The 14421-nt window shown below is 61.5% G+C and carries 8 protein-coding genes and 1 tRNA gene; 6 read left to right on the top strand and 3 right to left on the bottom strand.

Translation table 11 applies throughout. The features are described 5' to 3' along the window. Both nuoN and BW989_RS09235 read left to right on the top strand, forming a co-directional pair. A complete protein-coding gene (gene nuoN, locus BW989_RS09230; RefSeq protein ID WP_076587587.1) occupies positions 1 to 1458 on the top strand; it encodes an NADH-quinone oxidoreductase subunit NuoN in 1458 nt (485 codons plus the stop codon). Positions 1459 to 1559: 101 nt separating this feature from the next. Beyond that, positions 1560 to 1636, top strand: a tRNA-Met gene (locus tag BW989_RS09235). A 133-nt stretch (positions 1637 to 1769) separates the two neighbouring features. On the opposite strand, the gene BW989_RS09240 is transcribed toward BW989_RS09235, so the two are convergent. Next, the gene (locus BW989_RS09240; protein WP_076587955.1) at positions 1770 to 3173 is read right to left on the bottom strand and encodes a GntP family permease; all 1404 of its coding nucleotides are present in this window, start codon (positions 3171 to 3173) and stop codon (positions 1770 to 1772) included. A gap of 174 nt (positions 3174 to 3347) precedes the next feature. Here BW989_RS09240 and BW989_RS09245 point away from each other — a divergent pair, with 174 nt between their 5' ends. Both BW989_RS09245 and BW989_RS09250 read left to right on the top strand, forming a co-directional pair. Next, the gene (locus BW989_RS09245; protein WP_076587590.1) at positions 3348 to 5582 is read left to right on the top strand and encodes a TonB-dependent receptor; all 2235 of its coding nucleotides are present in this window, start codon (positions 3348 to 3350) and stop codon (positions 5580 to 5582) included. Between the two features lie 105 nt (positions 5583 to 5687). Then, entirely contained in the window at positions 5688 to 9035 is a 3348-nt protein-coding gene (locus BW989_RS09250) for a hybrid sensor histidine kinase/response regulator (RefSeq protein WP_076587593.1), read from the top strand. Here the strand turns inward: BW989_RS09250 and BW989_RS09255 are convergent. After that, entirely contained in the window at positions 9032 to 9703 is a 672-nt protein-coding gene (locus tag BW989_RS09255; RefSeq protein WP_076587595.1) for a response regulator transcription factor, read from the bottom strand. The genes BW989_RS09250 and BW989_RS09255 overlap by 4 nt on opposite strands. Before the next feature lie 84 nt (positions 9704 to 9787). On the opposite strand from BW989_RS09255, the gene BW989_RS09260 reads away from it, so the two are divergent. Both BW989_RS09260 and BW989_RS09265 read left to right on the top strand, forming a co-directional pair. Continuing rightward, on the top strand, positions 9788 to 11590 hold the full coding sequence (locus BW989_RS09260; protein ID WP_083688449.1) for a 3-hydroxybutyrate oligomer hydrolase family protein: 1803 nt from the start codon (positions 9788 to 9790) through the stop codon (positions 11588 to 11590). Positions 11591 to 11637: 47 nt separating this feature from the next. Next, on the top strand, positions 11638 to 12693 hold the full coding sequence (locus BW989_RS09265; protein WP_076587597.1) for a LacI family DNA-binding transcriptional regulator: 1056 nt from the start codon (positions 11638 to 11640) through the stop codon (positions 12691 to 12693). Here BW989_RS09265 and BW989_RS09270 read toward each other — a convergent pair. Then, positions 12690 to 14417, bottom strand: a complete 1728-nt coding sequence (locus BW989_RS09270; protein ID WP_076587599.1) for an alpha-amylase family glycosyl hydrolase — start codon at positions 14415 to 14417, stop codon at positions 12690 to 12692. The two genes, BW989_RS09265 and BW989_RS09270, sit on opposite strands and share 4 nt — an antisense overlap. Positions 14418 to 14421 lie beyond the last annotated feature (4 nt).

Here is a 14421-nt window from a genome sequence, read left to right on the forward strand (position 1 = left end):
ATGGCCAATACGCTTCCCGCCCTGACCACCGCCGAACTCTGGCCCCTGCTGCCGGAGTTGGTGCTCGCGACATCCGCCTTCGCGCTGTTGTTGTTTGATCTGTTCTTCGATGCGCGCCAGCGTGGCTGGACGCAGCTGCTTGCCGTTGCCGTTTTGCTGGTGGTGGGCTTCATGGCGGCGACGGGCATGGGCGGCCACGGCATCGTCATGCACGAAATGTTCGTGCGCGATGGCCTGTCCGATCTCGCCAAGGGCGTGATCTGCTTCACCAGTGCGGCGGCGCTGGCCTATGGCTTCGACTATCTCAAGGAACGCAACAGCTACAAAGGGGAAGTCCCCGTGCTGGTGCTCTTCGCCACGCTGGGCATGATGCTGCTGGCGTCGTCCAACAACCTCGTCATGGTCTATGTGGGCCTGGAGATGTTGGCGCTCTGTTCCTATGCATTGGTGGCGCTGGAGCGTGACAACCCGCTCGCGACCGAAGCCGGCATGAAGTACTTCGTGCTGGGCGCGTTGGCCTCGGGCATGTTGTTGTACGGCATGTCGCTGATCTACGGCGCGACTGGCGCGCTGGACCTGCCGGTGATTCGTGCAGCGGCAGAGGCAGGCGGCGACAACGCCAACCTGCTGCTGGCCGGCATGGTCTTCGTGGTCGCCGGTCTCGCCTTCAAGCTGGGCGCAGCGCCGTTCCATATGTGGCTGCCCGACGTCTACCAGGGCGCACCCACGCCGATCACCATGTTCATCGGTGCGGCACCGAAGGTGGCTGCGTTCATCATGGCCTATCGCCTGCTTGAAAACGGTCTGGGCCCGATCAACGAGCAATGGCGCGTGCTGGTGGGTGGGCTTGCCGCCTTGTCGCTCATCGTCGGCAACCTGATGGCGCTGGTGCAGACCAACCTCAAGCGCATGCTGGCGTACTCGACGGTCTCGCACATCGGCTTTCTGCTGATGGGCCTAGCCGGCGGTGGCGTCATCGGTTACAGCGCCGCGCTTTTCTACGCGGTCATCTATGCGATCACCACGGTCGCTGCGTTTGGCGTGATCGTGCTGATGTCGCGCAAGGGCTTCGAGGCGGAAGAGATCACCGATTACCGCGGCCTCGCCAAGCGTGACCCGTGGATCGCGTTCCTGGTGTTGTGCGTGATGGCATCGCTGGCCGGCGTGCCGCCCTTTATCGGTTTCTTTGCCAAGCTCGATGTGATCCGTGCAGCCGTGCAGGGCGACATGCTGTGGCTGGCCATCGTCGGTATCGTGTTCGCGGTGGTGGGCGCGTTCTACTACCTGCGTTTGATCAAGGCGATGTATTTCGAGCAGGCCGAAGAGGGCAGCGAGATCCATGCGCGCAACAATCGCGGCATGCGCATCTTGTTCGCGGTCAATGCGCTGGGTTTGCTGGTGCTAAGCCTGGGCTTGAACCCGTTGCTGGCTTGGTGCCGTCAGGTGTTCGTTGCTTGATCCAGGCCGGAGTAAAGCACTGAATTCAGCGCATTGTTGAGATTGGTCGCAGTCAGCACTTGCAATACATGCGCCAACTCTCCATAATGCCGCCTCTCTGCTGCGGGGTGGAGCAGTCTGGCAGCTCGTCGGGCTCATAACCCGAAGGTCGTAGGTTCAAATCCTACCCCCGCTACCATTGTTATCTGCGGCGTGACCCCTGCTCCGGTCGCGCCGTTTTCTTATCTGCAGCATGTAGAAGCACAAACGGCGCTCCCTCAAGGAAGCGCCGTTATTTATGGCCGATGTCGCGAAGTCTCAGTGATGCGACATCACACCCATCCCGTCGCATAGAACACGCCGATGATGAAAAACACGGCTGTCGTCTTGATCAAAGTGATCGCGAAGATGTCCTTGTAGGCCTGCCGATGGGTGAGGCCAGTGACGGCGAGCAAGGTGATCACCGCGCCGTTGTGCGGCAAGGTGTCCATGCCGCCTGACGCCATCGAGGCCACGCGATGTAGTACTTCCATTGGGATGCCAGCTGCTTGCGCGTTGGCGATGAAGGTTTCGGCCATCGCAGCCAAGGCGATTGACATGCCACCTGACGCGGAGCCGGTAATGCCAGCAAGTGCGCTTACTGTGATCGCTTCGTTCACCAATGGATTCGGGATCGCAGACAGCGCATTTGCAACCACCAGGAAACCGGGCAGCGCAGCGATCACCGCACCAAATCCATATTCCGATGCGGTGTTCATGGCGGCGAGCAGCGCGCCACCAATCGCTGATTTGGTGCCCTCGGCGAAACTGGCGATCACCGGCTTCCATGCGAATGCCAACACGCACAAGATGCCGACCAAGAGTGCGCCTTGCACTGCCCAAATCGCTGCTATTTTCGATACTTCCTGCACTACCGGCGCAGGATTGCCTATCACCGCCGGCACGAACGAATGCTCGGTGCCGTAGAAGCGGGGAATCAACATCGTGAACACCTTGTTGCTGATGCCGACTAAAAGCAACGGCAGCAAGGCGATGAACGGATTGGCCAATCGTCCGCCGGTGAAGGCGCTTGGCTCGTTGAGCAGGGTCGCAGGATCACCATAGCCTTCGCCTGCGCGTAGTGCCACGCGGCGGCGCCATTCCAGATACAGCAAGCCGAACGCAAGGATGAAGAGGCCGCCGACAGTGCCGAGAACTGGTGCTGCCCAGGTATCGGTCTTGAAGAAGGTGGTGGGGATGATGTTCTGAATTTGCGGCGTGCCCGGCAACGCATCCATGGTGAAGGTGAACGCGCCCAGGGCAATCGTGCCCGGGATCAGACGTTTGGGGATGTCGCCTTGGCGGAAGAGTTCGGCCGCGAACGGGTACACGGCAAACACGACGACGAACAATGACACGCCGCCATACGTCAGCAATGCGCAGACCAACACGATGGCCAGCATTGCACGCTGCGCACCAACCACGCGGATGGTGGCGGCGACGATGGATTTGGAGAAGCCTGATACCTCGATCAGCTTGCCGAACACCGCGCCCAGCAAAAACACAGGGAAATAGAGCTTCAAGAAGCCAACCATCTTATCCATGAAGAGACCCGTGAACATCGGTGCGACAAGACCGGGGTCGGTCAGGAACACGGCGCCCAAGGCGGCGATGGGGGCGAACAGGATGACGCTGTAGCCGCGATAGGCGACCCACATCAGGAAGCACAGCGCAGCCAGCACGATCAGAAATGACATCGACAACTCCATCGCACCCGAGACGACGGGCGGCCGATGCAGTGTCCAGAGATGCCGTGGGCCGGCCCATTGTCCGAAGGTACGATGCCGCGCTCGACCGGCAGGTTGGATGATTCGCTCCAACGTGGCCGCCGGGGAGGCTTGGCCGCATCGCAACATTCCTGAGGAGGGCGCATGAAAAACAATGGTTTGAGTCTGGCGATCGCTGTGGCATTGGCGGGATCCGCCTGGATCGCGCCCAATGCCTGGGCACAAGAGCAGGCGGAACAGCCAGCTGCTGCTACCGATGCACAGTCCAATCGCAATCTGGGTACCGTACTGGTGACGGCCCGCAAGCGCGAGGAAACTCTGCAAGAAGTGCCGGTCGCTGTCACGGCGTTCACGCCTGAAACCTTGGACAAGCTCAACGTCAATGATCTGGGGGATTTGGATGCACAAGTCCCGAACCTGACCATCTACGCTGCACGTGGCTCGACCAGCACGGTGACTGCATACATTCGCGGCGTTGGCCAGGCTGATCCGCTCTGGGGCGTGGATCCGGGCGTGGGCATTTATCTCGATGACGTCTACATCGCACGTCCGCAAGGTGCGTTGCTGGATGTGTTCGATGTCGACCGCATCGAAGTCCTGCGCGGGCCGCAGGGCACGTTGTACGGCAAAAACACCATCGGTGGCGCCATCAAATATATTTCCAAGCCGCTGCCTGCTAAAACGCAGGGCTTCGCCTCGGTTAGCGTGGGCAACCATTCCCAGCGTGACGTAAAGGCGGCATTGGGCGGCTCGATCGGCGGAGAAGATAGCGGCCTGCGCGCTCGCTTGGCCGTGGCCAACATGCAGCGCGATGGCTATGGCGAGCTAATCGGTCGCGGTGAAGACGTCAGCGACAAGGACATCACCGCTGCTCGCCTGCAGGTAGGGGCGTTCTCGCAGGATGACTTCGACGTGCAGTTCGCGCTGGATTGGATGGATGACAAATCCGGTATGCGCGGTGCGAAGATGCTGGCAGCCAACCCGCTCGCGCCGGCTTATCCGCCGTTGGATAGTCGCTATGACATGCGCAGTGGCATGCGCAACATCAATGACACCACCATGAAGGGCATGTCGGCAACGGTGAACTGGCGTCCCGGTGATGACTGGGCGTTCAAATACGTGATTGCCAAGCGCGAATCCGAAACAAGCACTGCCATCGATTTCGACACCACGCCGTTGACCTTGGTCGATGTGTATGCCGACTACAACGACAGCCAAGTCAGCCATGAAGTCCAGGCCAACTACGACGGCGGTGGTCGTGCGCGTGGCGTGTTGGGCATCTATGCTTTCAATGGTGATGCTGGTGGCCTTGTTCGCAACCATTTCTTCAATCCGTTGGTAGCGCCGGGCATCACCAATCCGCTGTTCGGTGATACGCGCGGTTACGTCAACACGCAGTCCATTGCCGTGTACGCAGATTGGACGTTCGACCTTACTGACAAACTCGCACTGGACGTGGGTGCGCGCTACACCGATGAAGACAAGCATGCGATCGCTTTGAATCGCTTCTACACCAATCTCAGCTACACCACGGCCTGGGGTACGGCGGCCAACTTCGACAAGACGGTCAACTTCAAGAACGTTTCGCCCAAGGTGTCGCTGAACTATCAGGTCACGCCGGACATCATGATGTATGGCCTGGCATCGCGCGGTTTCAAATCCGGTGGCTACAACATCCGCGCCAACACGACCGCGGTACCCCGCTCGGGTGAGCCATTCCAGGATGAATCCGTCGATAGTTACGAAATCGGCACCAAGATGGGCCTGCTCGACAACACTTTGTTCTTGAACCTGGCGGCTTTCCACAACCGCTACAAGGACATCCAATTGTCGGTGTTCACCAGTTTCACCCTGCCGAATGGCTCGCAAAGCTTCTTTGGTGACTTCACCAATGCGGGGCGCGGCACGGTCAACGGCGCCGAAGTCGAGTATCAGTGGTTGCCGAACGAGCACTGGGTCATCAGCGGCAATCTGGCTTGGCTGGATGCGAAGTACGACGAGTACATGGACCGTGGCGTGAACATCGCGGATGTGCAGAAGTTCACCAATGCACCTGAGTTCTCTGGTGCGTTGAACGTGGAGTGGCGCACCCAGCTTGCCAATGGCGGCAGCATTTCCGCCCGCGCAGGCTATAGCTACCAGACCGGCGTATACCCGACTACCGATCTGAGCAAGGCGATCTACCAGCCTTCGTATGGTTTGCTGGGCGCAGGTGTGACCTGGAAGCCGAGCGAGGATTGGACCCTGTCCCTGCAGGGCAGCAACCTCACGGATGAGGAGTACCGCACGACGGGATACAACATCGCGGCTTATGGCGTGCTGACTGGCTTCTACGGCCCGCCGCGCCAATACACCCTGACAGCTCGCTACGACTTCTGATCGTGTAGGGATGCTTCGACGCCGCCGTCAATCGGCGGCGTCGTTGTTACGGCGTTATGCTTTCGCGATGACCGACGCATACATGCCTCACGAGTCGACCACCACATGCTGAGCACCGGCGTTGTGATCGCCAGCAGCCTGGCCTGGCTGCTCCTGATGTTCATCGTGGCCGTGGTGGCGGAACGTCGCCCGCAACTCATGGCAGGCCATTGGCGTCATGTGTACCCACTGTCCTTGGCAGTGCATTGCACATCGTGGACGTTTTACGGCACGGTGACCCAAGCTGCGCGCTACGGTTGGCCGTTGCCACCTACATTCATCGGTGCGATCGCGTTCTATGCGTTGGCCGTATTCTTCATGATCCGGTTGGTGCGTTTGGCGCGCGAAAGCAATGCCACGTCGCTCGCTGATTTGATCGCCACGCGCCTGGGCAAGGATGCGTGGTTGGCCGCCACGATCACGTTGGTCACTGTGCTGGGTTTGATCCCGTACATCGCGCTGCAGTTGCAGGCGGTGACCTTGAGCTTTTCAACGCTGACCTCAGGCCCTGAAGGTGTGCCCCAAGGCGCGTCGCCGTTCTGGCGGGACAGCGCCTTGTACGTGGCCTTGGCGATGGCCGTGTTCGCGATCCTGTTTGGCACGCGTCGCGCCAGTGCCGCCGAGCACAATCGTGGCCTGGTGATGGCCGTCGCCTTCGAGTCGATGTTCAAGTTGTTCGCGATGTTGGTTCTGGGTGCGTTCGTCTGGTTCGGTATCGGTGACATTGCGGCCACGCCGTCACGCTTGCCCGTGCAATCGGCCGGCGGCTTCATGCCCTTGGTGATTCTTGGCGCGCTCGCGATGTTCTTGATGCCGCATCAATTCCACATTGGCGTCGTGGAGTGTCGTGACGAGCGTGATATACGCACGGCGCGCTGGCAGTTTCCGCTTTACCTGCTGTTGATCGCGTTACCCACATTGGCATTGGCGCGCGCGGGTACGGCATTGTTCGGCGACAAGGTGCCGTCCGACATGTACGCGCTGGCCTTGCCCTTGGCGCAGGGCAATCAATCCATCGCGTTGCTGGTGTTTCTTGGCGGTCTGAGTGCGGCGACGGGCATGGTCATCGTCGGTACGTTGGCGCTCAGCCTCATGATCGGCAATCACTGGTTCGCACCGGGTTTGCTTCGTGGTGCGTGGGCACGTGGGCAGGGTGGGGATCGCAGTGGTGACCTGTTGATGCTGCGCCGGATCGGCATCGTCGCCATCATGTTGCTGGGCTGGGCCTACAGTCGCTTGGTCAGCGGCAACGAAGCGCTGGCCGATGTGGGCGCGGTCTCGTTTTCCGCCCTGGCCACCTTGGCGCCTGCGTTGGCCTTTGCCGTGTGGCGCCCGCAAACACCTGCGAGCGCTGCGACAGTAGGTGTCTTGGCAGGATTCGCAGCGTGGTCATGGGTGATGTTGGTGCCGACGATTGCCGCCACGCTCGATGCCGACCCCGCGTGGTTGCGTGATGGACCGCTGGGCCTGCATTGGCTGGCACCGGATGCCTTGTTCGGCCTGACCGGTTGGAGCCGGCTTGGGCGTGCGGTGGGTGTGAGTCTGTTCATAGGCAGCATCGCCACCCTGCTGGTAGGTGGGATGCAAAGTGCGCCTAACCGGCGTGAAGCGCGCGGCTCGGACAAGCAAACATTGCGCAATGCGGGCCGTCGTTTCCTGCCTGCGCACAGGGTGGATGAAGTCTTGCGTCAGGCCCCGGCGCAAGGCCCGGTGCCGGCGGTGATCGAATCGCGGATGGAACATGAGTTGGCCGCAATTTTGGGCAGCGCATCGGCGCGTCTTTTGCTGGATGCCGCACGACGTGATCAGCAGGGCGCCGACCTCGACACCGTGGCTGCGATTGTCGGCGAGGCCAGTGAAGATCTGCGCTTCAACCAACGTGTGCTTGAAGCCGCGTTGGAGAACATGAGCCAAGGCATCAGCGTGGTCGATGCCGAATTGCGATTGGTTGCATGGAACCGGCGTTATCAGGAGTTGTTTGGTTATCCGTCCGGGATGCTGCGAGTGGGTATGCCGATCGCCGAGGCATCATCTTGGGCATTGCGCGAGATCGCCGGCATCCATGAACCGCCTGATGAGGGCAAGGCCTTGCGACGTCGTCTGTCGCACATGCGCGCGGGCACCAGTCATCTTTCCGAGCGCGTGTTTCCTGATGGCAGCATCATCGAAATTCGGGGCAATCCGATGCCGGGCGGCGGCTTCGTTGCCACCTTCACCGATGTCACTGCGTTCCGAGAAGCGGAGGTGGGTCTCAAGCGCGTCAATGAGACGCTGGAGCACCGCGTCGCCGAACGCACCGCGTTGCTGGATGGCGCGCGTCGAGAAGCCGAGCGCGCCAATGATGCGAAAAGTCGGTTTCTGGCCGCGATTGGCCATGACCTGTTGCAGCCACTGCATGCCGCACATTTGTTCGTCGACGCGTTGCAACAACGCGTGCACGAAACCCAAGCGCAAGGATTGATCACACAGGTTAGCGGCGCCTTGGACTCGACGACCGGCTTACTCACCGACTTGCTCGACATGTCGCGGCTCGAGGCCGGAGGCTTGGTGCCCGAAATTCGCGATTTCGCCTTGGCCGAAGTCCTCGATCCCTTAGTCTCCGAAGGGCGGGCGGTTGCCGCCGAGCAATCGCTTGAGCTCATCTACATGCCGACCGCCGCCTGGGTGCGAAGCGATCCGCGCTTACTGCGTCGAATCCTGCAAAATTTCCTCTCCAATGCATTACGCCACACATCCTCCGGTCGCGTATTGATTGGCATGCGCCGTGTTGGCCATGTCGCGCGAATCGAGATCCATGACACTGGCCCGGGGATCCATGAAAGCCAGCGCATGCTGATCTTCGAAGAGTTCCGTCGAGGCGAGCAGGCGCGCGGGCAGGGCCTGGGCCTGGGATTGTCCATTGCACGTGGCATTGCACAAGTGTTGGATGCGCCGCTCGGTCTGCGAAGTCATCTCGGCAAGGGGAGCGTGTTCCAAGTCGATCTTCCCATGGCGAAAGCGCAATCCCGGTTGCCCGCTGGCACGAATGGATTATCAGGCGTGCGTGCACTGCTGGTCGACAATGATCCGTCAGCATTGGCTGCGTTGGCTGCGGTGCTGCAGGGGTGGGGGGTCGATGTCGTGGCTTGCAACGATGGGGCTGCCGCAGAGCAGGCGATGCAAATGCGTGCATTCGACTTGTGGCTGTTCGATTACCACTTGGACGACGGTGATGATGGCATAGCCCTGCATGCGCGGCTTGTCGCCCATTACGGACAACGCCCTTGCTTGTTGCTGAGTGCGGACCAGACAGGGGTGGTGCGAGTGGCTGCGCAAGACGCGGGGCTACCGCTATTGTTGAAACCGTTGCGGCCACTTGCATTGAAGTCGATGCTGGACCGGATGCTTGCCGCGCGTCGGGTCTCTGCCAACTAAACGGGTTGACGGCTTGGATCCTTGAGTTCCAACTCGCGCAGGACCACGCCGGCCTGGGTCCGGTTGCGTACCCCCAGCCGCTCGAAGATCGCGGAAAGATGGGCTTTGACCGTGCGCTCCTGTACCTGCAGGCGATCCGCGATTTGCTTGTTGAGCAGACCTTCCGCCACCAGGGTCAATACGCGGAATTGTTGCGGAGACAGGCTGGCCAGCCGCGCGGCAAGCACGGCATCGTCCGGTGCCGAAGCCGCACCGGCTACGGCGGTTCGCAGGGCAGCGGGCAGCCATTGCTGGCAAGCCAGAACCGTCTGAATCGCCTCGCGCAATTCATCCAGGCCCGAGCTTTTAGGCAGGTAGCCGGCGGCGCCATGGTCCAACGCACGACGCACTACGCGCGGATCCTCGTTCGCTGACACCACCACCACGGCGACGCCGGGGTGCTGCGCACGTACGGCCGCCAGTCCGGCCAAGCCGTGACTGCCGGGCATGTGCAGATCCAAGAGAACCAAATCGATGTCCGGGCTGCGGTCGAGTACGTCGAGCACGGCTTCCAACGTGCCGGCTTCGTGCAACACCAATTCGCTACCCAATGCATCCTGCGCCGCTTGCCGCAGAGCGGCGCGGAACAGCGGATGGTCATCGGCGATGAGAAGAGAGGTTGCACCCATCTCACCACGTTATCAGCTTGCGACTGGCTTGCCTTGGTACCAAAGTACGATGCGAGTGGTGGCGTCGCATCGTATCCTCGGCTGATGAACATGACCGATCATCGTGCGCCATGGCTGCGCATCACGCTGTGCGGCGCCGTGTTGGCGCTCTCGTCCTGTGTCAGCCCTGGAGGTCGGATGCCCATGCCTGCCAACGATGTCATCACCACCATCCATCGTGACGGTGATGACCTGCTCACCGCTGGGCTGGGGGGAGAGGGCTTGCGCGCGATACAGGCCCCGGCTTTTGCCGACCCTGTGCAGCCGACGGCGGCGGAATTGCGTCGCCGGGCGATATGGAGCAGTTGGCGCGGCATCGCCGATCTTGGTCCGACGGGCGGCTACGGTTCGACCTACGGCAGTCTGGCCAACGTCCCCGGGCGTGAATTCTCCAGTTTGACTTTTTTGCCGAATGCGCGACATCCGCACCGCGTACTGGCACAGGTGCCGGATGCGTTTGACGCTCAAAAACGTTGTCTGGTCGTGAGCGTGGCCTCTGGTTCGCGTGGCGTGTACGGCGCGATGGCCGTCGGTGCGGCCTGGGGATTGCCGCGAGGATGTGCGGTGGTCCACACCGACAAAGCCGCGGGCAGTGATTACTACGATGTAGATGCCGGCATGGGCGTCGCGATCGACGGTCGCGTCAGCGCCGACAAAAGCGCATTGGCTTTCGTCCCTGCGACCGGGGCGGGCAACGGCATCGCGGTCAAGCACGCGCACTCGCAAGACAATCCGGAGGCCGATTGGGGCCGCCACACGCGACAGGCGGCCGAGTTTGGCCTGCGTGCCCTGGCCATGGCCTTTCCAGACCAGGCACCCTTCACCTTCGACAATACGCGAGTCATCGCAACCGGCATTTCCAATGGCGGCGGTGCGGTGCTGCGGGCTGCGGAAATCGAGGGCGATTGGCTGGATGGTGTAGTCGCGGGCGAGCCCAATGTGAGGGTGGAAGGGCATGGCAGCCGCGCGCTGTACGACTACACGACCGAGGCTGCCTTGCTGATGCCCTGTGCACTCCCCGCGCTTGGTCTACCCGCAATGCCCAATACCGCGAAGCTGTGTGAGGCGATGGTGGCCGATGGCGTGATCGAAGGCCGCGATCTTGCCGCCCAGCAGCGCTCGGCGCTGGCCAAGCTGCGTGCCGGCGGCTGGAGCGATGCCGCCTTGGTCTCGGGGGCAACCAGCACCGCGTTTGACCTGTGGCGCGCAGTCGCCGTGACTTATGCCTCGGCCTACACGCGCTCGTCGATCGATGCGCATCCGTGTGCATATCGCTTTTCGGCGATGGAGGCGGGTGCACCGCGCGCCGCCACCGCGGAAGAACGGGCCGCATGGTGGAGCGATGGCAGCGGCATCCCGCCTGGCGCAGGCGTCCACATCATCGATCCTTCCTCGGCCGGCGAGATGGGCATTGAAGGCCTGCGTTGCCTGCGTGGGCTGTGGACTCAGGAAAGCGACATCGCGCAACAACTTCAGGCAGGCGTCGCTCAGACACGGGCGGCGTTGCCGCGCGAAGGGCTGCCCGTGATCGTGGTTCACGGCGCCGACGATGGTCTGATCCCGATGGCCTTCAGCAGTGCGCCGTACGTGGCCGCCGCGCGTGCAGGCGGCCGCGACGACGTGCGCTATTGGCAGGTGAGGCGTGCCCAGCACTTCGATGCCTTCCTTGCGCTGCCGCAATTCACGCCGCACTACGTTCCCTTGTTGCCCTATGTCTATGCAGCATTGGATCGGTTGGATGCGCACCTGGATGGCAAGGGCAGGTTGCCTGGCGATGCGGTCATCGAAGCCAAGCCACGTGCGGCCGGTCAAAACCTGCGTGTCGAGGAGCTGGCCATACCGCGCTAAGCGTGCGCGTTGTCAATGAAATCGGGTTACGGAGTTAGACTCTTCGGATGAATTTGCCCGATCAACGCAAGAAGCATCGCATCACCTCACTGGACATCGCGGACAGGGCCGGTGTTTCGCAGGCCACCGTGTCGCGTGTGCTGTCCGGCAGCACATTGGTCAGCCCCGAAACGCGCCGTCGCGTAGAAGAGGCTGTGCGTGACCTGAATTACAAAGTGGATCGTCATGCTTCCAGTTTGCGCACGCAGCGGGCAAGCACGTTGGCGTTGTTGTTGTTCGAAGACCCGACGGCGGATGATTCCGGCATCAACCCCTTCTTCCTGGCCATCCTGGGGTCGGTGACGCGGGCTGCCGCGCGCCACGGGCAAGACCTTCTGGTCTCGTTCCAACAGTTCTCCGATGACTGGCATGCCGATTACGAAGACAGCATGAAGGCCGACGGGCTGATCCTGCTGGGCTATGGTGACTACGTTACTCATCGCGCAAAACTGGAGCTCCTGGTGGCGCAAGACACGCATTTCGTGCGATGGGGTGCAGTGTTGCCCGATCAGCCCGGCATCACCCTCGGTTGCGACAACGTGGCAGGCGGTCGATTGGCGGGGGAACACTTGGCTGCGATCGGGCGGTGCCACGTCGCCTTCATCGGCGACGCTTCCGAGCATGCGCCCGAATTCCAGGCGCGTCACACGGGTTTCGTAGAGGCGATGGCCGAGGCGGGGGTCGAAGTCGATCCGGCCTTGCAAGTCGATGCCGAAAGCACCGAAGAATCCGGCTATGCCGCGGCGCAGGTGTTGTTGGCACGCGGTCTGCCGTTCGATGGCATCTTCGCGGCCTGCGACACCATTGCGCTGGGCGCGATGCGGGCCTTGCGCGAACACGGTCTACGCGTGCCCGATGACGTGGCCGTGGTGGGCTTCGACGGTATTCCGATTGCGGCCTACGCAACGCCGCCATTGACCACCGTGGCGCAGAACACGGCCGCCGCTGGCGAGCGGCTGGTCGGTGCGCTAATGGCGCAGATACGTGGACAACCGGTGGAGCAGGTGATGCTGGCGCCGAGCCTGATTGTGCGCGATTCCTCGCATCCGCAAGCCAAGGCTTAGTGCTTCCTCACGCCTTTGTCTGCCATCGCCGCGCCCAGTGCAGCGACCAGAGCGGGGTTGGATATCGGCGCATCCAGTAGCCAGACCTGTACGCCATGCGCTGCCACTTCGGAATCCAACGCGCCACCAACCGCGACATCGCGCACCGAGTTGTCGAAGCCCGATCGCCACTGGCCTGCTTGCAACATCTGGGTGATGCTGAACTTGGTCGGCGCATCGCCCTTGTTGAGCAGTACCAGTGCGATCTGGTGCTTGCCGTCATGTTGGTACACACGATAGAACGCCGCGCGATCTCCCTGTAGTTCGATGTTGATCTGCAGGCCGCGTTGTAGCGCTGGCGAAGCCGCGCGTACTTTGGCGATGCGGGTGAGCGCCGCCTGAATGGGATGGGTCTTCGCCGCTTCAATGCGCTCGACACCGAAGTAGTTGCGGTTGCCTGCATGCTCGGCGGTGCCGCGTTCGAAACCAATTTCCGAGCCGTAGTAGATCACCGGGATGCCGCGTGCAGTGAACAACCAGTTGTGTGCATCGATGAAACCGGCGTCGCTGGCATTCATGCGCGGCATGTCGTGGTTGTCATAGAAGGTCATCAGCTCGTAGGGATTGGCGTATGGCCCGCCAGTCAGATGCAGTGGTTCTGCCAGCGATGCGAAATCGCCCGCAGGCTTCTCGAACAGGTTGGCCAGCGCCTGCTTCAGCGGGAAATCCAGCACACTGACGTTGGCGTTCTCGGCCCAGGTATGTTCGGCGATCTTCTTTGCGTCGTAGTCGAAGGCTTCGCCGAACATGAAGAAGCCGGGACGCTTCTCGCGAATCTTTTGCGAGAATGCATGCCAGAACGAATGCGGCAACCAGCTGATCGTGTCGATGCGGAACGCATCAGCACCTTGATCGATCCATTGTTCGTACGCGCCTACGAGGTAGGGCAATACGTGCGGGTCATGCTCATTGAGGTCGGAAAGCTGGGCGATGCCGACCTTGTGGTTGTAGAACGCGTTCAGTGGATTCTTCGGGTCCAGTTTTTCCGGCGGAAGATTCATGTGATCGGCGATCAGTGTGCCCTTGCTGTCGTAGATCTCGCCAAACTTTGGTTGGTCCACCGGCATCGTGTAGGCAGGCGAGCCGTGGTTGGCCACGATATCCAACACGGTCTTCAGGCCGTGCGCGCGCAGCGTCTTGGTCAGCCCGCGAAAATCCAGGCCGGGTGAGGGCAGATGCTCGTCGAGTTGATAGAAATTGACGCCCCAATAGCCGTGGTAGCCGGTCTTGCCGCCATCGGTCCAGAAGCCTTCCCATTTGGCTGGCTCGCCGCCGGTGAAGGCTTCATCCGGCTGGTCAACGATTGGGGTAATCCAGACCGCACCGAAGCCCATGTCGCGGATGTACTGCGCATGGTCAGCGATGCCTTTGAAGTCACCCCCCAGATAGCCCACGTTGTCATGCTTGCCGGCGGGCGCGCCGGGTACCGGGCGGTCGAAGGTGTAGAACGCATCGCCCTTTGCCTTGCCCTGATCGCGATGATCGTTGGACGGGTCGCCGTTGACGAAGCGGTCGGTGAGCACGAAGTACACCGCATCACTGGCGAAGGGTTCCAGCGTGCCGTAATAGTCGGGCAGCGCTGCCCTTGCAGGCTTGGCCTCAATCTTGGGCGGGGTTGGTGATGGGCTGCAGCCGGCAATGACAAGGGCAATGGTTGCAGCGAGCGAGGCGATGGCAATGCGCATGTAA

Origin of the sequence: Solilutibacter tolerans, from assembly GCF_900155935.1 — a bacterium.
Taxonomy (GTDB): Bacteria; Pseudomonadota; Gammaproteobacteria; order Xanthomonadales; family Xanthomonadaceae; genus Solilutibacter; species Solilutibacter tolerans.